Origin of the sequence: Humibacillus xanthopallidus (assembly GCF_006716675.1) — a bacterium.
Lineage (GTDB): Bacteria > Actinomycetota > Actinomycetes > Actinomycetales > Dermatophilaceae > Humibacillus > Humibacillus xanthopallidus_B.
Map to the genome: position 1 here is coordinate 893,247 of NZ_VFPM01000001.1, position 24,258 is coordinate 917,504.

The 24,258-nt window shown below is 71.6% G+C and carries 25 protein-coding genes; 11 read left to right on the plus strand and 14 right to left on the minus strand.

Annotated features, from left to right (window positions below):
• Positions 1-121 precede the first annotated feature (121 nt).
• The 3 genes from FBY41_RS03760 (at position 122) to FBY41_RS03770 (ending at position 4,643) form a co-directional block, all read left to right on the plus strand.
• On the plus strand, positions 122-2,743 hold the full coding sequence (locus tag FBY41_RS03760) for an ATP-dependent Clp protease ATP-binding subunit (RefSeq protein ID WP_141842037.1): 2,622 nt from the start codon (positions 122-124) through the stop codon (positions 2,741-2,743).
• Positions 2,744-2,829: 86 nt separating this feature from the next.
• The gene (locus FBY41_RS03765; protein ID WP_141842038.1) at positions 2,830-4,101 is read left to right on the plus strand and encodes an LCP family protein; all 1,272 of its coding nucleotides are present in this window, start codon (positions 2,830-2,832) and stop codon (positions 4,099-4,101) included.
• On the plus strand, positions 4,098-4,643 hold the full coding sequence (locus FBY41_RS03770) for an amino-acid N-acetyltransferase (RefSeq protein WP_141842039.1): 546 nt from the start codon (positions 4,098-4,100) through the stop codon (positions 4,641-4,643). The genes FBY41_RS03765 and FBY41_RS03770 overlap by 4 nt, the downstream gene beginning before the upstream one ends.
• A gap of 90 nt (positions 4,644-4,733) precedes the next feature.
• Here the strand turns inward: FBY41_RS03770 and FBY41_RS03775 are convergent, their stop codons facing one another.
• Positions 4,734-5,624 carry a LysR family transcriptional regulator gene (locus FBY41_RS03775; RefSeq protein ID WP_141842040.1) on the minus strand — a complete coding sequence of 297 codons (891 nt, stop codon included), beginning with the start codon at positions 5,622-5,624 and terminating at the stop codon, positions 4,734-4,736.
• A gap of 87 nt (positions 5,625-5,711) precedes the next feature.
• Between FBY41_RS03775 and FBY41_RS03780 the strand changes: the two genes are divergently transcribed.
• Complete coding sequence (locus FBY41_RS03780; RefSeq protein WP_141842041.1) at positions 5,712-6,977, plus strand: MFS transporter; 1,266 nt, start codon at positions 5,712-5,714, stop codon at positions 6,975-6,977.
• A gap of 105 nt (positions 6,978-7,082) precedes the next feature.
• On the opposite strand, the gene FBY41_RS03785 is transcribed toward FBY41_RS03780, so the two are convergent.
• The 3 genes from FBY41_RS03785 to FBY41_RS03795 are packed head-to-tail and all read right to left on the minus strand — an operon-like array spanning position 7,083 to position 9,623.
• On the minus strand, positions 7,083-8,015 hold the full coding sequence (locus FBY41_RS03785; protein WP_141842042.1) for an ABC transporter ATP-binding protein: 933 nt from the start codon (positions 8,013-8,015) through the stop codon (positions 7,083-7,085).
• Complete coding sequence (locus FBY41_RS03790; protein WP_141842043.1) at positions 8,012-8,836, minus strand: ABC transporter permease; 825 nt, start codon at positions 8,834-8,836, stop codon at positions 8,012-8,014. The genes FBY41_RS03785 and FBY41_RS03790 overlap by 4 nt, the downstream gene beginning before the upstream one ends.
• Positions 8,829-9,623, minus strand: a complete 795-nt coding sequence (locus tag FBY41_RS03795) for an ABC transporter permease (RefSeq protein WP_141842044.1) — start codon at positions 9,621-9,623, stop codon at positions 8,829-8,831. Before FBY41_RS03795 ends, FBY41_RS03790 begins: the two co-directional genes overlap by 8 nt.
• A gap of 77 nt (positions 9,624-9,700) precedes the next feature.
• On the opposite strand from FBY41_RS03795, the gene FBY41_RS03800 reads away from it, so the two are divergent.
• Both FBY41_RS03800 and FBY41_RS03805 read left to right on the plus strand, forming a co-directional pair.
• Complete coding sequence (locus FBY41_RS03800; protein ID WP_141842045.1) at positions 9,701-10,240, plus strand: gluconokinase; 540 nt, start codon at positions 9,701-9,703, stop codon at positions 10,238-10,240.
• A gap of 3 nt (positions 10,241-10,243) precedes the next feature.
• Positions 10,244-10,633: a PPOX class F420-dependent oxidoreductase gene (locus tag FBY41_RS03805; RefSeq protein ID WP_141842046.1), complete on the plus strand. Its 390-nt coding sequence runs from the start codon at positions 10,244-10,246 to the stop codon at positions 10,631-10,633.
• A gap of 221 nt (positions 10,634-10,854) precedes the next feature.
• On the opposite strand, the gene FBY41_RS03810 is transcribed toward FBY41_RS03805, so the two are convergent.
• Genes FBY41_RS03810 through radA form a run of 3 tightly spaced genes read right to left on the minus strand, consistent with a single transcriptional unit; the run spans position 10,855 to position 14,322 of the window.
• A complete protein-coding gene (locus FBY41_RS03810) occupies positions 10,855-11,748 on the minus strand; it encodes an A/G-specific adenine glycosylase (protein ID WP_141842047.1) in 894 nt (297 codons plus the stop codon).
• Between the two features lie 26 nt (positions 11,749-11,774).
• Positions 11,775-12,851, minus strand: a complete 1,077-nt coding sequence (gene disA / locus FBY41_RS03815) for a DNA integrity scanning diadenylate cyclase DisA (protein WP_141842048.1) — start codon at positions 12,849-12,851, stop codon at positions 11,775-11,777.
• Positions 12,852-12,906: 55 nt separating this feature from the next.
• Positions 12,907-14,322, minus strand: coding sequence for a DNA repair protein RadA (gene radA / locus FBY41_RS03820; RefSeq protein ID WP_141842049.1), 1,416 nt, complete (start codon positions 14,320-14,322; stop codon positions 12,907-12,909).
• On the opposite strand from radA, the gene FBY41_RS03825 reads away from it, so the two are divergent.
• Positions 14,294-14,641, plus strand: coding sequence for a hypothetical protein (locus tag FBY41_RS03825; protein ID WP_141842050.1), 348 nt, complete (start codon positions 14,294-14,296; stop codon positions 14,639-14,641). The two genes, radA and FBY41_RS03825, sit on opposite strands and share 29 nt — an antisense overlap.
• 137 nt (positions 14,642-14,778) lie before the next feature.
• The gene (locus tag FBY41_RS03830; RefSeq protein WP_141842051.1) at positions 14,779-15,117 is read left to right on the plus strand and encodes a histone-like nucleoid-structuring protein Lsr2; all 339 of its coding nucleotides are present in this window, start codon (positions 14,779-14,781) and stop codon (positions 15,115-15,117) included.
• A gap of 137 nt (positions 15,118-15,254) precedes the next feature.
• On the opposite strand, the gene ligD is transcribed toward FBY41_RS03830, so the two are convergent.
• Together ligD and FBY41_RS03840 are read right to left on the minus strand one after the other, a co-directional pair.
• Entirely contained in the window at positions 15,255-16,145 is an 891-nt protein-coding gene (ligD, locus tag FBY41_RS03835; protein WP_141842052.1) for a non-homologous end-joining DNA ligase, read from the minus strand.
• On the minus strand, positions 16,145-17,092 hold the full coding sequence (locus tag FBY41_RS03840; RefSeq protein ID WP_185748876.1) for an ATP-dependent DNA ligase: 948 nt from the start codon (positions 17,090-17,092) through the stop codon (positions 16,145-16,147). Before FBY41_RS03840 ends, ligD begins: the two co-directional genes overlap by 1 nt.
• An 18-nt stretch (positions 17,093-17,110) precedes the next feature.
• Between FBY41_RS03840 and ku the strand changes: the two genes are divergently transcribed.
• From ku to FBY41_RS03855, 3 genes are read left to right on the plus strand one after another with little or no spacing between them, the layout of a single operon-like run.
• Positions 17,111-18,091 carry a non-homologous end joining protein Ku gene (gene ku, locus FBY41_RS03845; RefSeq protein WP_141842053.1) on the plus strand — a complete coding sequence of 327 codons (981 nt, stop codon included), beginning with the start codon at positions 17,111-17,113 and terminating at the stop codon, positions 18,089-18,091.
• A 34-nt stretch (positions 18,092-18,125) separates the two neighbouring features.
• Positions 18,126-19,352, plus strand: a complete 1,227-nt coding sequence (locus FBY41_RS03850; protein WP_141842054.1) for an acetyl-CoA hydrolase/transferase family protein — start codon at positions 18,126-18,128, stop codon at positions 19,350-19,352.
• A gap of 60 nt (positions 19,353-19,412) precedes the next feature.
• A complete protein-coding gene (locus tag FBY41_RS03855; RefSeq protein WP_141842055.1) occupies positions 19,413-20,210 on the plus strand; it encodes a sugar phosphate isomerase/epimerase family protein in 798 nt (265 codons plus the stop codon).
• 100 nt (positions 20,211-20,310) lie between these two features.
• Here the strand turns inward: FBY41_RS03855 and FBY41_RS03860 are convergent, their stop codons facing one another.
• The 5 genes from FBY41_RS03860 to FBY41_RS03880 all read right to left on the minus strand — a co-directional run bounded on the left by FBY41_RS03860 (position 20,311) and on the right by FBY41_RS03880 (position 24,254).
• The gene (locus FBY41_RS03860; RefSeq protein ID WP_141842056.1) at positions 20,311-21,045 is read right to left on the minus strand and encodes an SDR family oxidoreductase; all 735 of its coding nucleotides are present in this window, start codon (positions 21,043-21,045) and stop codon (positions 20,311-20,313) included.
• A gap of 36 nt (positions 21,046-21,081) precedes the next feature.
• Positions 21,082-22,011 (minus strand): Ppx/GppA phosphatase family protein, encoded by a 930-nt coding sequence (locus tag FBY41_RS03865; RefSeq protein WP_141842057.1) that lies wholly within the window; start codon positions 22,009-22,011, stop codon positions 21,082-21,084.
• A gap of 116 nt (positions 22,012-22,127) precedes the next feature.
• Positions 22,128-22,862, minus strand: a complete 735-nt coding sequence (locus FBY41_RS03870; protein WP_141842058.1) for an ABC transporter permease — start codon at positions 22,860-22,862, stop codon at positions 22,128-22,130.
• The gene (locus FBY41_RS03875; RefSeq protein WP_141842059.1) at positions 22,859-23,617 is read right to left on the minus strand and encodes an ABC transporter ATP-binding protein; all 759 of its coding nucleotides are present in this window, start codon (positions 23,615-23,617) and stop codon (positions 22,859-22,861) included. Before FBY41_RS03875 ends, FBY41_RS03870 begins: the two co-directional genes overlap by 4 nt.
• Before the next feature lie 10 nt (positions 23,618-23,627).
• The gene (locus FBY41_RS03880) at positions 23,628-24,254 is read right to left on the minus strand and encodes a TetR/AcrR family transcriptional regulator (RefSeq protein ID WP_141842060.1); all 627 of its coding nucleotides are present in this window, start codon (positions 24,252-24,254) and stop codon (positions 23,628-23,630) included.
• Positions 24,255-24,258: the final 4 nt, after the last annotated feature.

Here is a 24,258-nt window from a genome sequence, read left to right on the forward strand (position 1 = left end):
CTGAGCCGGTGACGCTCAGGATGGGGAACAGGAGGTGCACCGGCGACGTTGGTCGGGGTGTGCTCATCGACAGTGGGCACGGATAGCATCGAGATGTCTCTCGATCAGTCAGGAGAAGAACATGTTCGAACGGTTCACCGACAGGGCCCGGAGGGTGGTTGTCCTCGCGCAGGAGGAAGCACGCCTGCTCAACCACAACTACATCGGGACCGAGCACATCCTCCTGGGTCTGATCCACGAAGGCGAAGGCGTCGCCGCGAAGGCCCTCGAGTCGCTCGACATCTCGCTCGAAGCGGTCCGGGCCCAGGTCCAGGAGATCATCGGCCAGGGGCAGCAGGCCCCGACCGGCCACATCCCCTTCACGCCCCGCGCGAAGAAGGTCCTCGAGTACTCGCTCCGCGAGGCGCTCCAGCTCGGCCACAGCTACATCGGCACCGAGCACATCCTGCTCGGCCTCATCCGCGAGGGCGAGGGCGTCGCCGCCCAGGTCCTCGTCAAGCTCGGGGCAGAGCTCAACAAGGTGCGCCAGCAGGTCATCCAGCTGCTCTCGGGCTACCAGGGTGGCCAGAGCGGCGACAAGGCCGGCGCCGGTGTCGGGCCCGGCCAGGCCGAGGGCACCCCGGCAGGTTCGCTCGTGCTCGACCAGTTCGGTCGCAACCTCACGCAGGCTGCCCGCGAGGGCAAGCTCGACCCGGTCATCGGGCGTGAGAAGGAGATCGAGCGGGTCATGCAGGTGCTCTCGCGCCGCACGAAGAACAACCCCGTCCTCATCGGCGAGCCCGGCGTCGGCAAGACCGCCGTCGTCGAGGGCCTCGCCCAGGACATCGTCAAGGGCGAGGTGCCCGAGACGCTCAAGGACAAGCAGCTCTACACCCTCGACCTCGGCTCGCTCGTGGCCGGCAGCCGCTACCGCGGTGACTTCGAGGAGCGGCTGAAGAAGGTCCTCAAGGAGATCCGCACCCGCGGCGACATCATCATCTTCATCGACGAGATCCACACGCTCGTCGGTGCGGGTGCCGCCGAGGGCGCCATCGACGCCGCGTCGATCCTCAAGCCGATGCTCGCCCGCGGCGAGCTGCAGACGATCGGTGCGACGACGCTCGACGAGTACCGCAAGCACATCGAGAAGGACTCGGCCCTCGAGCGGCGCTTCCAGCCGATCCAGGTGCAGGAGCCGACGCTGCCCCACGCCATCGAGATCCTCAAGGGTCTGCGTGACCGCTACGAGGCCCACCACCGCGTGACGATCACCGACGGTGCGCTCGTCGCGGCTGCCAACATGGCCGACCGCTACGTCAACGACCGCTTCCTGCCCGACAAGGCGATCGACCTCATCGACGAGGCGGGCGCGCGACTGCGCATCCGCCGCATGACGGCTCCGCCGGACCTGCGCGAGTTCGACGAGAAGATCGCGGCGCTCGTGCGCGAGAAGGAGTCGGCCATCGACGGCCAGGACTTCGAGCGCGCGGCCCGCGTCCGCGACGACGAGAAGCGGCTGCGCCAGGAGAAGGCCGCCCGTGAGGCCCAGTGGAAGTCGGGCGACATGGACGTCGTGGCAGAGGTCGACGAGGAGCTCATCGCCGAGGTCCTGGCTGCGAGCACCGGCATCCCGGTGTTCAAGCTGACCGAGGAGGAGTCCAGCCGCCTGCTCCACATGGAGGACGAGCTGCACAAGCGCATCGTCGGCATGGACGACGCCGTCAAGGCGCTGTCCCAGGCGATCCGCCGCACCCGTGCAGGCCTCAAGGACCCGCGCCGCCCCGGTGGCTCGTTCATCTTCGCCGGCCCCACCGGTGTCGGTAAGACCGAGCTCGCCAAGACGCTCGCCGAGTTCCTCTTCGGCAGCGAGGACGCGCTGATCCAGCTCGACATGTCCGAGTACTCCGAGAAGCACACGGTGAGCCGCCTCTTCGGCTCGCCCCCCGGCTACGTCGGTTACGAAGAGGGCGGGCAGCTCACCGAGAAGGTGCGCCGCAAGCCGTTCTCCGTCGTGCTCTTCGACGAGGTCGAGAAGGCCCACCCGGAGATCTTCAACTCGCTGCTGCAGGTTCTCGAGGACGGCCGCCTCACCGACTCCCAGGGTCGGATGGTCGACTTCAAGAACACCGTCATCATCATGACGACCAACCTCGGCACGCGTGACATCTCCAAGGCCAACATGGGCTTCTCGGCCGGGCCCGACAGCCGCTCGGACTACGAGCGGATGAAGGCGAAGGTCACCGACGAGCTCAAGCAGCACTTCCGGCCCGAGTTCCTCAACCGTGTCGACGACACCATCGTGTTCCCGCACCTCAACCGGGCGGAGATCACGCAGATCGTCGACCTCGAGATCGCCAAGCTCGACAAGCGGCTCAAGGACAAGGACATGGGCATCGAGCTCACGCCCGCGGCCAAGGACCTGCTCGCCAAGAAGGGCTACGACCCCGTGCTCGGTGCGCGCCCGCTGCGTCGCACCATCCAGCGCGAGATCGAGGACGCCCTGTCCGAGAAGATCCTCTACGCCGAGTTCCTCGCGGGTCAGTACATCCGGGTCGGCACCGAGGGTGAGGGCAAGGAGGAGAAGTTCACCTTCTCCGACATGGCCCACCCCGACGCCTCGCGCCGTCCGGCCGACGACCTGGCGGAGCTCCCGGAGGGCCCGGCGCTCGACGACGCGCTCGGCGTCAACATCGCGGCCGGTCCCTCGACGGTGCCCGACGACCAGGTCTTCCCCGACTCCGGCCTCACCGGCACGGAGCGCTGACCGCTCGCACCACCGCACGACCGGAGGGGCCTGGGACATCGTCCCCGGCCCCTCCGCCGTTCCCGGTGTCGTCTACCGTGGGCCCCGTGATCTCACCGTCCCGAGCGGCCCGAGCGGCCCGAGCGGCCTGCGCGGTCCGCGCGGCCCGACCGGCTCGCCGGCAGCGCCGCGCACCGGTCGCGGTCCTCGCCGCGGCGTGCGTCGTCGGTGCAGCGCTCGGCGCCTGCACGAGCAACGGCTCCGACAGCCCCTCGGGCCCGACAGGCACTGCCGGCTCTGCGCCGGCGGGAGCTCCGACGTCCGGCGCCGGTGGCGGCTCCTCCGCCTCGGGTGTCACGGTGACGGGAGCCCCCGCCGAGCTCTCCGCCCTCGTGACGAGGCTGTATGCCGGGAGCGACCTCGGCGGGTCGGCCTCGCGCAGCGCGGCCGCCGCCCTCAAGACCCGCACGGCCGGTCCGGCGACCGTGGCGGCCACGGCGTCGGTGGGTTCCTGGATGGGAACCCCCGTCGCCGTCGTCACGGCCGCTGACGACGTCACCCTCGCCGTCGGCCCCACGTGGCGCGTCGTCGGCGGCTGGTGGCCCTCCCTCGGGGTGTCGCAGCCCAGCCTCGGCGCCGGCGGCCCCCGCTGGGTGCTCGCGATCGGCTCCGACGCCCGCAAGGGCCAACCCCTCGAGCGCACGCGCGCCGACGTGCTCCAGGTCGTCGGAGTCGACGGGCGCGGCGGGGGCGGGGTCATGGGCCTGGCTCGCGACCTCTGGGTGCCGCTCAGCACCGGCGGCAAGGGCAAGATCAACGCGGCCATGGTCTTCGGCGGGCCGCAGGCACAGGTCGCGACCGTCAAGGCGGTGACGGGCCTCCCGCTCGAGGGCTACGTCGTGCTCGGGTTCTCCGGCTTCAAGAAGATCGTCGACGACCAGGGCGGCCTGCCGATCGTCATCCCGAAGACGGTCGTCGCCTCACACGCGAAGAACCTCGTCATCAAGGCGGGGCCCCAGACGCTGTCCGGCGCCGAGGCCCTGGCCTACGCCCGCGAGCGCAAGACCCTGCCCGACGGCGACTTCGGTCGGTCGCGGCACCAGGGCGAGGTCATCCTCGCCGCCGCGGTCAAGGCCAAGCTGGCGGGACCTGCCGCGATCCCCAGCGCGCTCACGAGCTTCAGCGAGGTGGGCCGGAGCAACCTGTCCGCCGAGCAGATCCTCACCTTCACCGCGGGGCTGCACACCCTGAGCCCGTTGCAGGTCGGACGCGGGGTGGCCAAGGGCTCGTTCGGCACCGCCGCGGGCCAGTCGATCGTCGTGCTCGGTGCCGAGTCACGGGCGCTCTTCGCATCCTTCCGAGACGGGAACCTCCCATGACCGCCGACGCCTCCGTCGACCCCGACGACCCGGACGCGCTGCGCCGGCGCACGGTCATCCGGCGGGCCCGCACGGCCGACGTGCGCGGCATACGGGACCTCGTGGCGCCCTTGGCAGCACGTCGAGTGCTCGTCAGCAAGGAGGCGGTGACCTACTTCGAGAGCCTCCAGGAGTTCCGGGTGGCCGAGCTCGACGGGCGCATCGTCGGCTGCGGGGCGCTGCACGTCATGTGGGAGGACCTCGCCGAGATCCGCACCCTCGCCGTCGCCGACGACATGCTGGGGACCGGGCTCGGCGGCCGGCTGCTCGAGGAGCTCGTCGACGACGCCCGCCAGATCGGCGTCGAGCGGCTCTTCTGCCTCACCTTCGAGGTCGGCTTCTTCGCCCGTCACGGCTTCACGGAGATCGAGGGGCAGGCGGTGTCGGCGGAGGTCTACGCCGAGCTGCTGCGCTCCTACGACGAGGGCGTCGCCGAGTTCCTCGACCTCGAACGGGTCAAGCCCAACACCCTCGGCAACCACCGGATGCTGCGCACCCTCTGAGCCCGACTGGCTTGCTGGAGCCAGCCCCACACCCCGGGGTCAGCCGTATGCCGTGTGCCTCCCTCCGCGATGTGCGCCGGGCCGGCGCGGTCAGCGGGGCTGTTCCGCCAGGCGGGCGGCGAGGTGGGCGAGCAGCGCGTCGACCGCCGGCGCACGGTCACCGAGCCGCGCGATGACGCTGAGATCCCAGACGGGCCGGCGGGCGAGGGGCACCACGGCAACCCCGGTCGCGCCGAACGCCGTCTGCTCGGGCACGAGGGCGACACCGAGACCCGCCACGACGTAGGCCGGCACCGTCGACAGGTCCGGGACCTCGATCGTCACCCGGCGGCGCAGGCCTGACTCGCGCAGCCAGTCGTCGACGGCCTTGCGGGTGCCGAAGCCGACGGGCATCTCGATGAAGTCCTCGTCGAGCAGGTCCTCGACGAGGACCACCCTCCCCCGCGCGTGGGCGTGCTCGGGTGGCAGCACGGCGACGAACGGCTGGCGGCGCAGCAGCTGGGCGTGCACGCCGACAAGATCGCCCAGCGCGAGTCCGCAGAACGCGACGTCGACCCGCGAGCGCCGCACGTCGTCGACGAGGCCGGTGGAGCCGCGGGGCGACGTGCGCATCGACAGGTCGACGGCCGGGTGTTCGCGATGGAAGTCCCCGAGCACTTCCGGCAGTCCGAGCGACTCGAGGTTGGTCAGCATGCCGATGCGGATCGTGCCCTGCACCCTGCCGCCGGCCCGCGCCCCGAGGTGCCGCATCTGCGTCACGGCCTCGACGGCCGCTCGTGCCTGCGGGAGCAGCGCGCGACCCGCCGCCGAGAGTGCGACGTGCCGCGTCGACCGGACGAAGAGGGGCGCACCGACCTCGCGCTCGAGCGAGCTGATGCCCGCCGAGACCGTCGACTGCACCGCCTGCACGCGGGTGGCCGCGCGGGTGAAGCTCAGCTCCTCGGCGACGGCGACGAAGAACTCGAGATGCCGGGTGTCCACGGTCACCATCATTCACCAGAAGGATCGATGAATCTGCCTGATAATGTTCGTTGGACACGATCAATGGTGCCAGCGCACCCTTGAACCATGTCAACGACCACCTTCCCCACGGCCCCCGCCGCACCACGAGCACGGCACTCCGACGCCACCCGAGCTCGGCATCGGCGCGGTTTCTGGGTCCTCGTCGGCGCCTTCACCGTGCTCATGGCGTTCACGACGCTGCCGACGCCGCTCTATCCGCTCTACCAGCAGCTCGACGGCTTCCCGACCGTCGTCATCACGCTGATCTTCGCCGCCTACGGCCTCGGCGTCATGGCCGGGCTCTACCTCGCGGGCCACGTCAGCGACTACCTCGGCCGCCGCCGGGTGCTGCTCGCCGCCACCGCGGTCGAGGTCGTCAGCGCCGTGATGTTCGTGCTGCTCCACGACACCGGCAGCCTGCTGATCGCCCGCTTCCTCTGCGGCCTCGGCATCGGGGCCGTCACGGCCACGGCGACCGCCCACCTCGCGGAGCTGCACGCGATCGGCCGCCCCGACGCGGACGGCCGGTTCGCCGCGATCGTGGCCGGCGCGGTCAACACCGGCGGCCTCGCCCTGGGCCCGCTCGTCGCAGGCCTGCTCACGCAGTGGCTCCCCCACCCGCTCACGCTGCCGTATGCCGTGTGGATCCTCCTGCTCGTCGCCGCCTTCGCCGCCCTCCTTCTCCTCGTGCCCGAGACCGTCGACCGCCAGGGCCCCACCCCGGCTTACCGCCCGCAACGCGTCGGCGTGGAGCCGGCCGTGCGGCCGCACTTCTCGGCCGCGGCGGTCGCTGCGGCAGCAGCCTTCTCGGTGCTCGGCGTCTTCACCTCCCTGACGGCGAGCTTCGTGGGAGGCACGCTGGGGCTGCACTCGCGGCTGCTGACCGGTGCGCTCGTCTTCGGGGTGATCGGGGCTTCCGCCCTGTCGCAGGTCGTGCTGGGCACGCGCGATGTCGCCGACCGGCTCCGCGTGGGAATGTGGGCGATGTCCGTGGGCCTCGGGCTCGTCGCGGTCGGCGCGTGGTCGGCGTCGCTGCCGGTCTTCGCCCTCTCCGGTGTCGTGGCAGGGGCCGGCGTCGGGCTCGTCTTCAACGTCGCCATCACGACGGCCGCCGCCATCTCCTCCGCCGAGCACCGCGGCGAGACCCTCGCCGGCATGTTCCTCGCGGCGTATGCCGGCATCACCGTGCCGGTCGTCGCGGCCGGCGTCGCGCTGACCTGGTTCGCGGCGCCGGTCGTGCTCGTCGTCTTCGCGGGGACGGTCCTCCTGGCCGTGCTGACCTCGACGACGCGCCTCCGTCGCCTCCTCGCCAAGGACCCACACACCGCCTGACCCACGAGCCACGACCCCACGACCCCACGCGACCCCACCGCCCACACCACCTCGAGTGGCGACGCGGCCACTCGACCGCGGTGGGCGGCATACCGCCTCGGGTGGTCAGCCGCGGCCGGAGGCGGCGTAGATGCGGCGGACGACGTCTTCGATGTCGGGCTCCTCGATGGTGAGGTCGCGCACGCCGTGTCGCGCCGACACGTGGGCCAGCACCGCCGCGGCGGTCGTCGCCTCGGCGTCGAAGGCGAGCCGCTGGCGCAGGCCGCCGGACTCGCTCTCGACGAGGGTGGTGTTGGGCACGCCGGTGAGGTCGAGGCTCGGCTCCGCCAGATCGATGACGAGCATGCGCTGCGCCCCGACCGTCGCGGCGAGCCCGGGCAGGGTGCCGTCGAAGGCGAGCCGCCCGTGGTCGACGACGAGAACCCGATCGCAGAGCCGCTCGATGTCGCCCATGTCGTGCGTCGTCAGCAGCAGTGTCGTGCCCCGCTCGCGACGCTCCGCGACGAGGAACTCGCGCAGGCGCTGCTTCGAGAGCACGTCGAGGCCGATCGTCGGCTCGTCGAGAATGAGCAGCTCGGGCGTGTGCAGGAGGGCGGCCGCGATCTCGGCTCGCATCCGCTGACCGAGCGACAGCGAGCGCACGGGTGTGCCGAGCTGCGGGCCCATCTCGAGCTGCTCGACGAGACGGTCGGTGCGGGCGGCGGCGGCCGCCGGATCGAGACGGTGGATGGCAGCCAGGATGCCGAACGACTCGCGCAGTGGCAGGTCCCACCAGAGCTGGGAGCGCTGGCCGAAGACGACGCCCACGCGGCGCGCCACCCCGATGCGGTCACGCATCGGGTCGATGCCGCAGGTGCGCACGGTCCCCGAGGTCGGCTTGAGGATGCCGGTCAGCATCTTGATCGTCGTCGACTTCCCGGCGCCGTTCGCGCCGATGTAGCCGACGGCCTCGCCCGGCTCGACCGCGAGCGTCAGGTGGTCGACGGCTCGGGTCCGCTTGAAGTCGCGGACGAGGTCGCGGGTCTCGATGATGCTCATCCACCGGCTCCTTGGTAGTGACGGGTCCCGGATCTCCAGCACAGGCCCGCGAGGGCCCAGGCGAGGGCCGCGGCGAGCGGCGTGCACCACGCCAGCCACGTCGGGGCGAGGGGGTCTCCCGGTAGGTCGAGGATGGCGACGGCCGGGAGGTAGGCGACGAAGGCGGTCGGGATGACGAAGGTCCAGAAGATGCGCAGCGGGTCGGGGAAGATCTGCTGGCTCTGCTGGGCGGCATACTGCCCGCCGTAGGTGAAGGCGTTGGTGAACTCGGCACCGTCGACGAGGAAGAACTGCAGGCCTCCGGCGGTGGTGAACAGGGCGGAGAAGATCGCCGTGCCGCTGACGATCGTCAGGAGGATGAGGGCCACCGTGGCCGTCGACCAGCTGATGTCCGCGGTCGTGAGGGCGACGATGAGGGCCACGAGCGCGACGGACAGTCGTCCGACCCTCCGGAGCGACAGGTCGCTCGTCATGAGCTGGGCGAGCAGCGGCAACGGACGCACGTAGAACGCGTCGACCTGACCCGCCCGGATGTAGCGCGGCAGCTGGTCGAGGTGCCCGACGAACATGTCGGCCAGCGAGAAGGCGAGATTCGACAGGGCGAAGACGAGCAGGGCCGCCGTGAAGTCGAGGCCGCCCAGGACGTCGACGTTGTGGAAGATCACCCACACCTCCGCGAACTCCGCGAGGCCGACTCCTACGGTCCCCAGGATGTCCGTGACGAACGAGGTTCGGTACTGCATCTGCGCATGCGCTCGAGAGGCGAGCAGCACCCGGTAGGGGCGCAGCCGGACGGCGAGGTCGAGACGGCGGTCAGCCACCCTGCACCTCCAGACGACGCCGGCCGGCTCGCAGCACGACCTGCCCGAGGGCGAGCAGGGCCGTGACCCAGAAGAGCTGGATCGCCAGAGACGTCGCGATCCCGGCACCGACGACACGACCGGCCAGGATGTCGATCGGCTGCTGGAGCATCGAGGGGAACGGCGACCAGGTGGCGACGGTGCGCAGCCAGTCGGGGAACCACGGCACTGGGAGGTAGAGGCCGCAGAGCAACCCGCCCGTGATCATCCACAACAGGGTGATGCCGCGGATCTCGACGAGCCAGAAGGCGAGCAGGTTGATGACGAAGTTGCCGGCGAAGGCGACGATGACGGCGAGCAGGACCGACACGGCGCCTGCGGCCCAGCTGAGGCCCGAGGGCGGCCAGGCGATGTCGAAGAGGAGGGCACCGAGCAGGATCGCGGGGATGCCGCGGCCGATGAGGTTGATGCCCGCTCGTCCGAGATCGCCTGCGAGATAAGCGAGCTGCGGGTCGAGGGGCCGGAGGAAGTCGATCGCGATGTCGCCGGTGCGCACGCGGTCCTTGACCTCGGCGAAGCCCCAGAGGTTGACCGTGCCGAGCAGGGCCTGGCCCCACCAGACGAAGGCCACCGCCATCGATGCGTCGTAGCCGCCGATCGAGGCGCCGGCCGAGGCGAGTGCGGCCAGCAGGATGTAGGCACGGATGATCCCGAAGACGGAGTTCGTCGTCATGCCCGCGAGGAGCGCCAGCCGGTACGTCGAGTGCCGCCGGAAGCCCGCCCGGACGAGGAGCCAGAAGGTCTTCACGGGACACGGGCGGGGGCAGGCACAAGGGGCCACGCTACTCACGGATGCCGTCCCGATCAACGAGGTAGTTTCAGGGCATGCCGGACAGCCCCCCTCCAGTGCCCTCACCGCCCGACATCGTCGTCGTCATGGGGGTCAGCGGCAGCGGCAAGACGACGATCGCGACCGGGATCGCGGCGGCGACAGGGTGGGAGTTTGCCGAGGGCGACGACTTCCATCCCGCGGCCAACGTCGAGAAGATGCGGGGCGGCATCCCGCTGACCGACGACGACCGCTGGCCCTGGCTGGAGACGATCGGCGCGTGGATCAGCGCCAAGGAGGCGGCGGGCGAGTCGGCCGTCGTGACCTGCTCGGCACTGCGCCGGGCCTACCGCGACGTGCTGCGCCGAGGTCGACCGCACGTGCGCTTCCTCCACGTCCAAGCGCCCGGGGCGGTCATCGCCGACCGCGTGGAGCACCGGGCGGGGCACTACATGCCGCCCTCGCTCCTGCCGAGCCAGCTCGCGACGCTCGAGCCGCTCGGCCCGGACGAGCCCGGCGTCACCGTCACCGCCGAAGGCGCTGCCGACGCGGTCCTCGCCCGCTGCCTTCTCGCCCTCGGACTCCAGGAGGTCTGACCGATGTCCTTCGCTCCCCGGGACCTCACCCCAGCGGCCCTCGACTTCCTCACCGTTCGCCACCTGGCGACGCTGACGACGCTGCGCCCCGACGGCACGCCGCATGTCACCCCCGTGGGCTTCACGTGGGACCCCGAGACCGCGACGGCGCGCGTCATCACGAGCCGCGGGAGCCGCAAGACCCGCAACGCTGCGGCCGGCGGACCGGCCGCACTGTGCCAGGTCGACGGTCGGTGGTGGCTCTCGCTCGAGGGCACGACCCGCGTGCTCGATGACCCCGAGTCCGTCACGGACGCCGAGCGCCGGTATGCCGCCCGCTACCGCGAGCCCCGCCCCAACCCCGAGCGCGTCGTCATCGCGATCGCGGTCACGAGCATCCTCGGCAACCTCTGACCGTCGCTGCCCGGCCGGCGCGGGGTGTCGGGAAGTGGGCACTTGACTCGGGGTGTGCGTCGGGAAGTGGGCACTCGACTCGGGGTGAGCGTCGGGAAGTGGGCACTCGACTCGGGGTGAGCGTCGGGAAGTGGGCACTCGACTCGGGGTGAGCGTCGGGAAGTGGGCACTCGACTCGAGGTGAGCGTCGAGGAATGGGCACTCGACTCGGGGTCGGCGGGTCAGGCCGGGAGGCGGAAGCGACCTCGGGCGAGCGGCTCGATGAGTCCGTCGGCGACGAGGGAGTCGAGGCAGCGCATCACCTGGTCCGGGTCGTCACCGGCGTCGACGAGCGTCGCGAGCGGCACCGAGGCGTGCGCCTCACGCAGCCGCCGCAGGATCTCGCCGCGCACCTGGCGGTCTGTGCCGTGCCAGGCCTGCCCGCGACGGGGCGGCCCGTCGTAGGCCGGCCGGCCGTCGAGATTCCAGGCACAGAGGTCGGCGACCGGGCACTGCTCGCACCGTGGCCCCCGCGCCACGCAGACGAGAGCGCCGAGCTCCATGACGGCGACGTTCCACGTGTTGGCGCGGTCGCGCTCGGCCGGCATCGCCTCGCGGGCGAGGTCGGACTCGGCCCGGTTGAGGGTGACGTGCGGGAGTGCCTTGCCCTCGAGGGTGCGGGCCAGGACCCTGCGCACGTTCGTGTCGATGACGACCTCGGGGTTGCCGAAGGCGAAGCACGACACGGCCGCGGCCGTGTAGGCGCCGACCCCGGGCAGGGCGAGCAGCGCCTCGTGGTCGCGGGGGACCTCGCCGTCGTGCCGCTCGACCATCGCGGTGGCCGCCTCGTGCAGCCGGAGGGCTCGGCGGGGATAGCCGAGACGTCCCCAGGCACGCACCGCGTCACCGGGCGCGGCGCCCGCGAGGTCGGCCGGGGTCGGCCACCGGGCCATCCACTCGCGCCAGATCGGCTCGACCCTGGACAGCGGCGTCTGCTGCGACATGACCTCGGACAGGAAGACGCCCCACGGGGTCGCGTCGGGTGCCCGCCACGGCAGCTCCTTGCGGCCGGCCTCGGCGTACCAGCCGTTGACGCGCTCGTGGAGCAGCGACAGCGGGAGCTCGCGGGACGGCATACGGCAGGGGACGGCTGCGGGGCCGGTCAGACGTAGCGCTCGAGGATGCTCGACTCCGCGAGGCGCGAGAGGCCCTCGCGGACCGCGCGCGCACGGCCCTCGCCGACGCCGTCGACGAGCATGAGGTCCTCGATGCCGGCCGCGAGCAGCCGCTGGAGCGACTCGAAGTGGGCGACGAGGCGGTCGACGATCGCGGTGGGCAGGCGCGGCACCTTCGTGAGCAGCCGGTACCCCTGCGGGCTCACCGGAGCGTCGAGGCTGTCGCCCACGACGGAGAAGCCGACGGCTCGCGCGCCGGCCGCGAGGTCGAGCAGCTCGACGGAGTTGAGCTGCTCGAGGTTCTCGAGCGCGTCGTCGAGGCTGAGGCTCGACTTCGTCGCGGGGAGGTAGTCGCGGATGACGAGCTCGCGGTCGTTGCCGAGGCCGCCGATGAGCTCCTCGAGCTGGAGGGAGAGCAGGCGCCCGTCGGTGCCGAGCTCGACGACGTAGTCCTGGATCTCGGCAGAGATGCGACGCACCATCTCGAGACGCTGGAGCACCGCCGTGACGTCGCGGATCGTGACGAGGTCCTCGATCTCGAGCGCCGAGAGCGTGCCGGTGACCTCGTCGAGACGCGCCTTGTAGCGCTCGAGGGTCTGCAGGGCCTGGTCGGCCCGCGAGAGGGTCGTCGGAGAGCCCTCGATGACGTGGCGGAGGTCGCCGACGTAGAGCGCGACGACACCCATCGACTGGCTGACCGAGATGACGGGGAAGCCGGTCTGCTTGGCGACACGCTCGGCCGTGCGGTGGCGGGTGCCCGACTCGGTCGTCTCGATGCTCGAGTCGGGGACGAGCTGGGTCGCAGCGCGCAGGATGCGGGTGCCCTCACGGTCGAGCACGACGGCGCCGTCCATCTTGCACAGCTCGCGCACGCGCGTGGCAGAGAACTCCACGTCGAGCACGAAGCCGCCGGTGCAGATGGAGTCGACGATGCGGTCGTAGCCGAGCACGATGAGGGCGCCGGTGCGTCCGCGGAGGATGCGCTCGAGGCTGTCACGCAGCTCGGTGCCGGGAGCAACGGCAGCAAGGGCTGCACGCAGCAGCAGCTCGTCGTTGCGGTCCATCACATCCCTGTCAGCGAGGGGGGCGCCGAGCGCGACCACCCCGGTCGCACGCAGTCTAGACGCTGGCAACGGCGTGCGTGTCTGTTGGCCGCGGCCCGGCCAGACGGCCCATCGCCTCGATCGCGCGCGGCACGTCGGCGACCTCGTGCGTGCGGATGCCGTCGGGCAGCGCGGCGCCTCCGTCGAGGCTGCCGGGCGGCACGAGCGCGTGACGGAACCCGAGCCGTGCGGCCTCGGCGAGGCGGCGCTGCAGACCGGTCACCCGGCGGACCTCGCCTGCGAGCCCGACCTCCCCCAGGGCGATGACGTCGGTGGCGAGGGGACGGTCGATGACCGAGGAGGCGACGGCGCAGACGATGGCGAGGTCGGCGGCGGGCTCGGTGAGCCGGACCCCCCCGACGGTGGCGGCGAAGATGTCGCGGGAGCCCACCGGGGCGCCGGCACGCTTGTCGAGCACCGCGATGATCATGGCGAGGCGAGCGGCGTCGAGGCCGCTCGAGGTGCGCCGCGGCGACGGCAGCGTCGACGGCGCGACGAGCGCCTGGACCTCGGCCACGAGGGGCCGGCGACCCTCCAGCGTGACGGTGACGCAGGTGCCCGCGACCGCGAGGTCGCGCCGGGTCAGGAAGAGCCCGCTCGGGTCGGGCAGGCCGACGATGCCGACGTCGGACAGGTCGAAGCAGCCGACCTCGTCGGTGGGGCCGAAGCGGTTCTTCACCGCGCGGACGAGTCGCAGCCGCGAGTGCCGGTCGCCCTCGAACTGCACGACGACGTCGACGAGGTGCTCGAGCACCCGGGGCCCGGCGATCGAGCCGTCCTTGGTGACGTGACCGACGAGGAGCACGGCCATGCCGCGCTGCTTGGCGGCGCGGATGAGACTGGCCGCGACCTCTCGGACCTGCGAGACGTTGCCCGCCTGCCCCTCGATCTCGGCGCTCGCCACCGTCTGCACGGAGTCGACGACGAGCAGGTCGGGCGAGCGGGCCTCGACGTGGCCGAGAACGGTCGCGAGGTCGGTCTCGGCGGCGAGGTAGAGGGTCGCAGCGATGGCGTCGATGCGCTCGGCACGGCCGCGCACCTGCGCCGCCGACTCCTCACCGCTGACATAGAGCACGGCCGCACCCTCGCGCGCCGCCCGCGCCGCGACGTCGAGCAGCAGGGTCGACTTGCCGACACCGGGCTCCCCCGCGACGAGCACGACGGAGCCGGGGACCAGCCCGCCGCCGAGCACCCGGTCGAACTCGCCGACACCCGTCGGCCGTGCTGCCGCCCGCGTGAGGTCGACCTCACCGATGGGGGGCGCCGGGGTGACCGCCGTCGCCGCCGTCGTGCGCGCCGGGGCATCGCCGACCTCGGCGACACTCCCCCAGGCCTGGCACTCGCCGCAGCGACCGACCCACTTGACCGCGCTCCACCCACACTCCGAACAGCGATAGCCTGCCGTGCGCCGCGACGCCGTCCTCGTTGCCATGGCCGCCACCGTACGGGTCACCTCCGACATCGCGGCCCGCCGCGCTGATGGTCCACCCGAGATCCCGTGCGAAAATGGCCGCATGGACTCCGTCATGCCCTACGTGCTCGCACTCGTGCCGACGATCGGCATGGCCACCCTCTTCTACTTCGTCATCAAGAGCATTCTCGAGGGTGACCGTCGCGAGCGCATTGCACACGCGAAATGGGAGAAGGAGCACCAACTGGCTGACAACGGCACACAACCCGCACAATCCGCACCCTTTACCACCAGCGATGACCGAACCGGGAGCGCGACGCCTGATATCACAGGGCGCTGAGTTCGTCACACTGCAAAGAAGTGCGGCTGTGCATACCGTGTAAAGCCTTTTCTGCGCCGCGGGAGTGTAAATTGATCCTGTCCGCGGGTTGTCGACGCGGATAAACCCCTCCTACAAGACAATGCAGATGGAGAAACATGGCTCAGCGTGTCGAAGTGAAGTTGATCGACGACATCGACGGCGGTGACGCCGCCGAGACAGTGTCTTTCTCGCTCGACGGAATCTCGTACGAGATCGACCTTTCAGACAAGCACGCCAAGAAGCTGCGCGACGAGTTCGCCACGTGGACGGGCCACGCCCGTCGCAGCAGCACGGGCGGCAGATCCACGTCGCGCCGGCGCTCCGCCTCGACCGGCGGCGCCAAGCGTGGCGACCTCGGTGCCGTGCGCGAGTGGGCCCGGGCCAACGGGCACCAGGTGTCGGACCGCGGCCGGATCTCGGCCGAGGTGCAGGCGGCCTACGACAAGGCCCACTGACAGGCACCGACGTGCCCCGGCAGGCACCGACAGGCACTGCCGACGCACCATCACCGCGAACGGCCCGGCGGCACACCGCCGGGCCGTTCGCATGCCCGCCGCCTCGCCGACCTCCTCGAGCGTCTCATCGCGCCCCCTCAGGTGATGCTCTCCGCGAGGTCGCCGTCGGCCTCCACGCGAGCCAACACCTCGTCCATGCGCAGCTGCGCCAGCCCCCTGCCCCCGGACGCCTCCGCTCCCGCCTCGATCTCGGCCCACGAGCGCGGCGCCGCGACGGTCGGCTCGTCGCGGCCCCGCAGGGAGTAGGGGCACACGGTGGTCTTGGCCGCGACGTTCTGGCTCCAGTCGAGGAAGACCTTGCCCGGGCGCAGCTCCTTGGCCATCTTCCACACGACGAGGTCGGGGTGGGCCTTGGTCAGTTCCTGGGCGAGCTGCTGCACGGTGTCGCGGATCTCGTCGCTCGTGTGCGCACCGGGCAGGACGGCATACAGCTGGAGACCCTTGCTGCCGCTCGTGACGGGCACGGTCTCGAGGCCGATGCGCCCGAGGCGCTCGCGCACGATGAGCGCGACGCGAGCGCACTCGAGCAGGCCGGTGCCCGGCCCCGGGTCGAGGTCGATGACGAGGCGGTCGGGGTTCAGTGCGACGGCGTCTCGTCCCTCCCCCTCGTAGCGCCACTGGTGCACGTGCAGCTCCAGGGAGTTGAGGTTGGCGAAGTAGGTCAACCCGGCGAGGTCGTCGATGAGCGGGAAGACGGGGTCGCGCCCGGCGCGCCGGATCCACGCCGGCGTGCCGGCCGGGATGTTCTTCTCGAAGAACTGCATGTCTCCCACGCCGTGCGGGAAGCGGATCCGCGTCACGGCGCGGTCGCGCAGGTGCGGAAGGATCGCCGGCGCGATGCGCGCGTAGTAGTCCAGCACCTGCGCCTTGGTCGTGCCGGTCCGCGGGAACATCACCTTCTCGAGGCTCGACAGCCGCAGCCGGTGGCCCTCGACCTCGACGGTGACCTTCGTGGGCTCGTAGGCCATCACTCACCGAGTCCCTGCTCGTCGACGTCGCCGGGCGTGAGGTCGACCCGCAGGCCCTTGTATGCCGGCTGGCGCAGTCTGCCCTGACCGCCGAGTCCCAGCGACTGCACGTCGGCGACGAGCACCGGGTGCACCCACGTCGCCCCCAGCGCGTCGACCGCGGGCACCTCTGTGCCGAAAGGTGACTCGTCGGAGGCAAGGGGCTCGAGCTCGCGCATCAGTGCCGTGCCGAGCTTGCCGGCCAGCCCCGAGCCGACGCGTCCCAGGTAGCGCAGGCCGCCCGGTCCGGGGACCCCGACGAGCACGGCGCCGAGGCGACTGCGGACCGTGCCGGTCGACTCGGGTCGCCAGCCACCGATGACGACGGAGACGGTGCCGCGGTGAGGAGACTTGAGCCAGAAGGGACTTCGCACTCCGGGGGTGTAGCGGGAGTCGACCCGCTTGGAGACGATGCCCTCGAGACCCTGCTCCTTCGTCGCCTCGTGGAGCACGACTCCGTCGTCGAACGTCGGCGGCGTCTGCCACCTCGGGCTGTCGAGCTCGAGCCGCTCGAGCGTCGCCCTCCGGTCGCTCCACGGCCGGTCCATCAGCTCGACACCGTAGAGGCGCAGCAGGTCGAAGGTCATGAGCGTCACCGGCGCCTGCTCCGCCAGCTGGCGGGCCTTGCGCGCGTCGGTGACGTGGAAACGCTCGGCGAGGGCGGCGAACGACGGCGTGCCGCCCTGCATGGAGACGATCTCGCCGTCGAGGAGCATGTCGGCGTACTCGGTGGCCAGCCCGCCCAGCTCGGGGAAGGCCACCGTGACGTCGCGCTCGGTGCGCGACCACACGGTCAGCGCGCCCTCCGAGACGTCGGCCAGCACCCGCATACCGTCCCACTTGACCTCGTGCTGCCACGCGTCGCCGGACGGAATGGTCACCGTCGGCGTCGCGAGCATGGGGCGCATGGGTGCATTCTTGTTCTCATGCGAGCCATCTGGAAAGGCGCGGTGTCCTTCGGACTCGTCAATGTCCCGGTCCGTCTCTTCTCGGCGACCGAGAACCACGACGTGCAGTTCCGGCAGGTCCACGAGAAGGACGGCGGGCGGATCCGCTACAAGCGCGTCTGCGCCATCGACGGCGAGGAGGTGCCCTACTCCGACATCGCCAAGGGATACGAGGCCGCCGACGGCCAGATGGTCGTCCTCTCCGACGAGGACATGAGGAGCCTTCCGTCGCGCTCGACGAAGGAGATCTCGATCGAGAAGTTCGTGCCGTCGGAGCAGATCGACCCGCTCCTGTTCGACAAGTCCTACTACCTCGAGCCCGACAAGACCGGCCTCAAGCCCTACGTGCTCCTGCGTGACGCGCTCGAGAAGGCCGACCGCATGGCGCTCGTGACGGTCTCGGTGCGGTCGCGGATGACCCTCGCCGTCCTGCGGGTGCGCGACGGCGTCATCGTGCTCCAGACGCTGCTCTGGGCCGACGAGGTGCGTGCGCCCGAGTTCGAGTCGCTCTCGGAGGAGACCCACGCGACGGCCAAGGAGCTCGCCATGGCGTCCTCCCTCGTCGACTCGCTGTCGGGCGACTACGTGCCCGACGAGTTCGAGGACGACTACTCCGAGGCCGTCGAGGCCCTCGTCGCAAGCAAGATCGAGGGCGGCGAGATCACGGCGACTCCCGAGGCGGAGGGCGAGGAGACCGAGGTCGTCGACCTCCTCGCGGCCCTGCAGCGCAGCGTCGACAAGGCCAAGGCCGCCAAGGCGGGTCCGGCCGCCACCGCAGGAGCGACCGACGACGCGTCGAGCGACGACGCCGCGACCGGTGCGAAGAAGTCGACCGCGAAGAAGTCGGCGGCCAAGAAGTCCACCACCGGCACCACCAAGACGGCGGCCAAGAAGACGGCCGCCAAGAAGTCCACGTCGGGCACTGTGACCAAGAAGGCAGCGACGAAGAAGGCAAGCTGACCCGGCACGGTCCGGTCTACGCCACGATGGGAGGGTGCAGACCGTCACCGTGGAGGACCTGCAGGCGCGGTTGCGTGCCCTGCCCACCAACCCGCGCGTCGTCGTCAGCGGCAACACCGCGATCCCCTGGGAGGGCGTGCGGGCCGTCGACGGGGCGCTGGAGCGCTACATCATCCATGCGCTCAACGCGCCACGCGGCATACCTGATCGTGAGGGCGTGACGGCCGAGACGTGCTTCGTCGGCCCCGGTATGCGTCACCACCCGCAGCTGCACTACGTGCCCTCGCGCCTGTCGCTCGTGCCGCTGCTCTTCGCCCGCACCCTCGTGCCCGACGTCGTGCTCGTCCACTGCACCCCTCCCCAGGGAGGGCACGTCAGCCTCGGGCTCGAGGTCAACATCCTGCCGGCGGCGATCGACTCGGTCCGCGCTCACGGGGGCCTCGTCGTCGCGGTGCTCAACCGTTCGATGCCGCGCACGTCGGGTGACGCGCTCGTGCCCGTCGAGTACATCGACCTCGCGATCGAGGTCGACGAGCCGCTGCCCACCCACGCCCCGCTCGAGCCCGACGACGAGAGCCGTCTCATCGGGGAGCGCGTCGCCGCCCACGTGCGCGACGGATCGACGCTCCAGCTCGGCATCGGCGGCGTGCCCGACGCCACCCTCGGCGCGCTCACCGGCCGGCGCGGCCTGCGGATGTGGACGGAGATGTTCTCCGACGGCGTGCTCGCCCTCGACGCCGCGGGTGCGCTCGACCAGGACCACCCCCTCGTCACGTCGTTCTGCTTCGGCTCGGCCGAGCTCTACGAGTGGATCCACGACAACCCGCGGGTGCGGATGCTGCGCACCGAGAAGACCAACGACCCCGGCCTCATCGCGCAGCAGCGCCACATGACCTCGGTCAACACCGCCCTCGAGGTCGACCTCTTCGGCCAGGCGAACGCCTCGCGCATCAACGCCCGCATCCACTCCGGCTTCGGGGGCCAGACCGACTTCATCGTCGGGGCCCTGCACTCCCAGGGTGGGCAGTCGTTCATCGCGCTGCGGTCGTGGCACCCCAAGGCCGACGTGTCGACGATCGTGCCGCTCCTCGACGAGCCGGTCACGAGCTTCCAGCAGAGCGCGGTCGTCACCGAGCACGGCATGGCGCAGCTCTGGGGCCGCAGCGAGCGGGAGCAGTGCCACGACATCATCGAGGAGTGTGCGCACCCGCGCGTGCGCGACGACCTCCGCGAGGAGGCCCACGCCCTCGGCCTCGGCTGAGACCGAAGCCCGGGGCCCTCCCGGCGCGAGCGGCGAGGCGCGGTGACGGAGAATGACGCCATGACCATCCGCATCGGGCTCTCGTCGTCGTCGGTCTATCCCGACAACGCCGCGACCGCCTTCGCGACGGCCGACCGCCTCGGCTACGACGGCGTCGAGATCATGGTGTGGACCGACCCGGTCACCCAGGAGGCCGGGGCGCTCAACGCGCTCGCCGAGCTGCACGGCATACCGGTGCTGTCGGTGCACGCGCCCACGCTCCTGCTGACCCAGCGCGTCTGGGGCACCGACCCGTGGGGCAAGGTCGACCGCTCGATCGAGCTGGCGCTCGAGGTGGGCGCCGACACGGTCGTGCTGCACCCGCCGTTCCGCTGGCAGCGCGAGTATGCCGCCGGGTTCGTCGAGGGGATCGCCCGCCGCGAGCGCGAGTCGGGGGTGCGCCTCGCGGTCGAGAACATGTATCCGTGGCGCACGGCCCGCCGCGAGGTGCTCGCCTACCTGCCGCACTGGGACCCGACGACCCAGCCCTACGACAACGTCGTCATCGACCTGTCGCACACGGCCACCGCGGGCTCGGACGCCGTCGAGATGGTGCGGTCGCTGGGGCCCCGGCTCGCCCACCTGCACCTCGCCGACGGGCTCGGCTCCTTCAAGGACGAGCACCTCGTGCCGGGGCGCGGCACGCAGCCCTGCACGGAGGTCCTCGAGCTGCTGTCGGACTCGGGGTGGCAGGGCGACGTCGTCGTCGAGGTGTCGACCCGCAAGGGCACGCGCGACCAGCGCGACCTCGACCTCGCCGAGTCGCTGGCCTTCGCCCGCTTCGGCCTGCTGCCGACGATGGGTGCCTCGCGGATCTGAGTCGCGCTCGACCGCTCCGGCCGAGGGCTCAGTCCGAGGCTCAGTCCGAGGCTCAGTCCGAGGCTCAGTCCGAGGCCCAGCCCGAGGCTCAGTCCGAGGTTCAGTCCGCGTCGGGGCGCCAGCCGCGCGGGCGGACGGAGACGAGGTCGACGCTTGCCCGGGGACCGGCCTCGATCGCGAGCCGCGCCGCGGCGACGACGGAGTCGACGTCGAGGTAGGCCGTGGCGTCGTAGTCGGCCCCCTCGTGCCCGACGAGCTCGTGCTGCATGTCGGTGTCGACGCGGCCCGGGTGCAGCGACGTGACGCGCACGCCGTTGCCCCGCTCCTCCTCGCGCAGGGCGTCGGTGAGGGCGCGCAGGGCGAACTTCGACGCGCTGTAGGCACCCGACTGCGCACCGGAGGTGAAGCCGGACCCTGAGTTCACCGCGATGACGAGGCCGTGCGCGGCGCGCAGCGCTGGTAGCAGGGCCCGGGTGACGGCAGCGACGGCGACGACGTTGACGGTCATCGACTCGGCCCAGTCCGAGACCGTCGCCTCGGCGAGGCTGCCGTGGCGCAGGATGCCCGCGGAGTGCACGAGCACGTCCACCCGGGGCACTGTCGGCACGAGGTCCTCGAGCGCTCGCTCGAGCGAGCCGCCCGGCGCGCAGTCCCCGAGGTCCGCGACGAGGCCCTGGGCCGAGGGCAGCTCGGCGACGAGGCGGCCCACGGTGTCGGCGCTGCGGCCGCCGACGACGACGTGGTGCGTGGGGGCGAGGTCACGCACGATGCCGAGGCCGATGCCGCGGGTGCCCCCGGTGACGACGGCGACGGGACGGGTCTGCTGGGTGCTCACCCGCAGAGCCTACGAGGGACGCCGGTCGGGACCGCCCTACGGAGCGAGCTGGTCGAGGCGACGCAGGATGAGTCCCTCGCGCAGCGCCCACGGGCAGATGTCGATGCGCTCGACCTGGAGCAGGTCGAGGGCGGCCTCGGCGACGAGCGCGCCGGCGAGCATCTGCGCGGCCCGGCCGGCCGACACGCCGGGCAGCTGCGCCCGCTGCGACGCGCCCATGGCGGCGAGGCGGTCGACGATGCCGTGGAGGTCGTCGCGGCCGAGCCAGCGCGGCACGAACGGGCCCTCGGCGCGCGGTGCGGCACCCGCGATCCGGGCGAGCGAGCGCATCGTCTTCGAGGTGCCGACGACCCGGTCGGGTGCGCCGACGGTGAGCAGCGGCCGCATCTGCTCGGCGAGCGAGGTGCGCACGTAGGACCGCAGCGCCCGCACGTCGGCCGCGTCGGGCGGGTCACCGGCGAGCCGCTCCCGGGTGAGCCGGCCGGCCCCGAGGGGCAGGCTGAGGGCGACGTCGGGCTCCTCGTCGATGCCGGAGGCGAGCTCGAGGGAGCCGCCCCCGATGTCGATGACGAGGAGGCGCCCGCTCGACCAGCCGAACCAGCGACGGACCGCGAGGAAGGTCATGCGAGCCTCGTCCTCGCCGCTCAGCACGTCGAGGTCGATGCCGGTCTCCTCGCGTACCCGGGCGATGACCTCGTCGCCGTTGGGCGCCTCGCGCAGGGCCGAGGTCGCGAACGCGAAGACGTCCTGCACGCCCTGGTCCTCGGCCACCCGCAGGCACTCGCCGAGGAAGTCGACGAGCCGGTCAGCCGTCGCCGGGTCGACCCGCCCGTCGTGGTCGAGGCTCTCCGAGAGCCGCAGCTCGGTCTTGTGCGAGAACGCCGGCAGCGGGTGACCGCCGCGGTAGGCGTCGACGACGAGGAGGTGAACCGTGTTGGACCCGATGTCGATGACGCCCAGTCGCATGCTCTCACCCTAGTGGCGCAGCCGCCCTGCGCCCCGCGCTCACGGGCACTCTCGCAGACTGCCGGCATGCCGTCCGGTGGCGTCGTGCGCCCTGCTGCCGTTGCTGCCGTATGCCGTCAGGCTGAGCGGCGGCTCAACGTGAGTGACGCGAGGGCGAGCGCCCCCACGATGAAGCCGAGGACGATCCCGAGGTCGCCCGCGACCGCCGAGAAGGGGTCGGTGTTGCGGGTGATCTCCTTCATGGCGTCGACGGCGTAGGAGAGGGGCAACAGGTTGCTGATCCACTCGAGCAACGGAGGCAGCAGCTCACGCGGGATGAGCAGCCCGCAGAGGAGGAACTGCGGCAGGATGAACGCCGGCATGAACTGCACCGCTTGGAACTCGGTGCGCGCGAAGCCGCTCGCGAGCAGCCCCAGTGCCGTGCCGAGCACGGCGTCGGCGACGGCCACGACGACGAGCAGCCAGAGCGGCCCGGCCACGTCGAGGTCGCAGACCCAGACGGCGAATCCCGTTGCCACGACGGCCTGCACGACGGCCAGCAGACCGAAGCCCACGGCATACCCGATCATGAAGTCACCCTTGCCCATGGGCGTGGTCAGCAGCCGCTCGAGGGTGCCCGACTGGCGCTCGCGCAGCGTCGCGACCGAGGTGACGATGAACATGACGACCATCGGGAAGACACCGAGCAGGGCCGGCCCGATGCGGTCGAAGACGGGCGTGCCGGTGTAGATCCAGGCGAGCAGGCCGAGCAGGACGCAGGGCACGACGATAATGAGGGCGATGGTGCGGTGGTCGGTGCGCACCTGGCGCAGGACCCGGCCCGCGGTGGCGAAGGTCAGGCCCGGGTTCACGACGCGCTCCGGTGGCTGGCGGCCTCGGCGTCGATGAGGGCGAGAAAGGCGGCGTCGGCGTCGACGGCACCGGTTCGCACGAGCAGCTCGTCGGGCGTGAGGTCGGCGAGCACCTCGCCCTCGCGGAGGAGGACAAGACGGTCGCAGCGGGTGGCCTCGTCCATGACGTGGCTCGACACGACGAGCGAGTGGCCCTGCTCGGCGAGGCGCGCGAAGAGCTCCCAGAGGTCGCGGCGGAGCACCGGGTCGAGGCCGACGGTGGGCTCGTCGAGGACGAGGAGGGTCGGACGCCCGACGAGCGCTGCGGCGAGGGAGACCCGCGACTCCTGGCCCCCGGAGAGGTCGCGGACGAGCTGCCCCGCGAAGTCGACGAGGTCGACCTCGACGAGCGTGCGGTCGACGGCGTCTCGCAGCCCGGTGCCGCGCAGACCGACGGCCCGGGCGAAGTAGGCGATGTTCTCACGCACCGTCAGGTCGTCGTAGACGCTCGGGGTCTGGGTGACGTAGCCGACCTCCCGGCGCAGCGCCGCGGAGCCCGCGGGGTGGCCGAGCACGGTGACTGTGCCGGCCTTGACGACCTGCACGCCAACGATGCACCGCATGAGAGTGGACTTGCCCGAGCCGGAGGGCCCGAGGAGGCCCACGACCTCGCCGGCGGGCACCTCGAGGTGGAGGCCGGGGATGACGTCGCGGTGGCCGCGCACGACCTGCAGGCCGCTGATGACGACCGCTGGCCCGTCATAGTTATTCATCATGTGATGAAATCTACTCCTGTCGCCGCGGCCCGTCCACCAGATAGCCCTGGAGGACCGGTCCGAGATGCTCCACGAGGTCGGCAGGGCTCGCCTCGGCGAGACCCGGGACGCGCACGACGTAACGGGCCATGACGAGACCGATCATCTGGGAGGCCGCGAGGGCGCCACGCAGCTGCGGGTCCGGGGCGCCGGTCGATGCCGCGATGCGCCCGAAGACCTCACGCCCGAGGAACTCGCGCAGCATCCGGGCAGCCTCCTCGCTCGACATGCTCGAGCGGGCGAGCGCGACGATGGCCTCGCGCCGCTCCGGCGGCTCCCAGACCGCGAGGAAGGTCTCGACGAGCCGCCACCCGAGCCGGTCCCGGTCGCCCGCGATGACGTGGGCGATGACCTCGGCGGGGTTGACCGGCACGGCCATGGTCTCGGCGAAGAGCGCCGCCTTGCCCTCGAAGTAGTGGTGCACGAGGGCAGGGTCGACCCCGGCATCACGGGCGATCCCGCGCAGGCTCGACTTGTCGTATCCCTTGGTGGCAAAGGAGCTTCGCGCCGCATCGACGATCGCGGCGCGGGTGTCGGGGCCGCCCGGTCGGCGTCCGCGTCCGCGCTGCGCGGCACCGTCCTCGACGCGTGGGCTCATGCCC

Coding starts and splice junctions, on each gene's coding strand:
- FBY41_RS03760 (WP_141842037.1), top strand. CDS start 122: ATGTTCGAACGGTTCACCGACAGGGCCCGGAGGGTGGTTGTCCTCGCG.
- FBY41_RS03770 (WP_141842039.1), top strand. CDS start 4,098: ATGACCGCCGACGCCTCCGTCGACCCCGACGACCCGGACGCGCTGCGC.
- FBY41_RS03780 (WP_141842041.1), top strand. CDS start 5,712: ATGTCAACGACCACCTTCCCCACGGCCCCCGCCGCACCACGAGCACGG.
- FBY41_RS03785 (WP_141842042.1), bottom strand. CDS start 8,015: ATGAGCATCATCGAGACCCGCGACCTCGTCCGCGACTTCAAGCGGACC.
- FBY41_RS03800 (WP_141842045.1), top strand. CDS start 9,701: ATGCCGGACAGCCCCCCTCCAGTGCCCTCACCGCCCGACATCGTCGTC.
- FBY41_RS03805 (WP_141842046.1), top strand. CDS start 10,244: ATGTCCTTCGCTCCCCGGGACCTCACCCCAGCGGCCCTCGACTTCCTC.
- FBY41_RS03810 (WP_141842047.1), bottom strand. CDS start 11,748: ATGCCGTCCCGCGAGCTCCCGCTGTCGCTGCTCCACGAGCGCGTCAAC.
- disA (WP_141842048.1), bottom strand. CDS start 12,851: ATGGACCGCAACGACGAGCTGCTGCTGCGTGCAGCCCTTGCTGCCGTT.
- radA (WP_141842049.1), bottom strand. CDS start 14,322: ATGGCAACGAGGACGGCGTCGCGGCGCACGGCAGGCTATCGCTGTTCG.
- FBY41_RS03830 (WP_141842051.1), top strand. CDS start 14,779: ATGGCTCAGCGTGTCGAAGTGAAGTTGATCGACGACATCGACGGCGGT.
- ligD (WP_141842052.1), bottom strand. CDS start 16,145: ATGGCCTACGAGCCCACGAAGGTCACCGTCGAGGTCGAGGGCCACCGG.
- FBY41_RS03840 (WP_185748876.1), bottom strand. CDS start 17,092: ATGCGCCCCATGCTCGCGACGCCGACGGTGACCATTCCGTCCGGCGAC.
- ku (WP_141842053.1), top strand. CDS start 17,111: ATGCGAGCCATCTGGAAAGGCGCGGTGTCCTTCGGACTCGTCAATGTC.
- FBY41_RS03855 (WP_141842055.1), top strand. CDS start 19,413: ATGACCATCCGCATCGGGCTCTCGTCGTCGTCGGTCTATCCCGACAAC.
- FBY41_RS03865 (WP_141842057.1), bottom strand. CDS start 22,011: ATGCGACTGGGCGTCATCGACATCGGGTCCAACACGGTTCACCTCCTC.
- FBY41_RS03875 (WP_141842059.1), bottom strand. CDS start 23,617: ATGATGAATAACTATGACGGGCCAGCGGTCGTCATCAGCGGCCTGCAG.
- FBY41_RS03880 (WP_141842060.1), bottom strand. CDS start 24,254: ATGAGCCCACGCGTCGAGGACGGTGCCGCGCAGCGCGGACGCGGACGC.